We start from the raw sequence: 522 nt of genomic DNA, 5'->3' as shown, positions 1-522 counted from the left end.
GCAGATGAGGCGCCCGCTGACGTCGCCGATGGCGACGCTTCTGCAACGCCGCCTGATAATGTCGCACCTTCGGCCAACAAGCGTACCCGCGGCGGACGCGTCGCCTTGCCGCCTGAACTGCCTCGTGTCGAGGTGGTGCATACGCTGGACGCTACCGAGCGTTGTTGTGCCGAAGACGGCACCGAGCTTAAGGTCATCGGTGAAGAGGTCAGTGAAGAACTTCATGTTGTGCCCGCACGGGTAGAAGTGATCCGTCATGTGAGGCGTAAATACGCCTGCCCAATCTGCGAAGGAAACGTCAAGACCGCCCCGGCACCGGCCAAGCTGCTGCCCAAGAGCAATGCCAGTGCCACCTTACTGGCCTATGTCGCTACCGCGAAGTACCAGGATGCCTTGCCGCTTTACCGGCAGAGCCAGATCTTTACCCGCCACGGTGCCCATCTGCCTCGAAATACACTGGCACGCTGGATGGTGCAGACCGGTGAGCGCCTCTTGCCGCTGATCGAGACGCTGCGTAAGCAA

The 522-nt window shown here is 61.1% G+C and carries 1 protein-coding gene; it reads left to right on the top strand.

Going from position 1 to position 522, the window contains the following annotated elements; translation table 11 throughout:
- A partial coding sequence (locus ACT3XD_RS19710; RefSeq protein ID WP_444280713.1) for a transposase occupies positions 1–522 on the top strand: 522 nt, incomplete at both ends.

This window comes from Halomonas sp. AOP7-B1-5, assembly GCF_052353045.1.
Lineage (GTDB): Bacteria > Pseudomonadota > Gammaproteobacteria > Pseudomonadales > Halomonadaceae > Vreelandella > Vreelandella colorata.
Note: the sequence above shows the minus strand (reverse complement) of the source record. Positions and strands in the feature narration are given on the sequence as shown.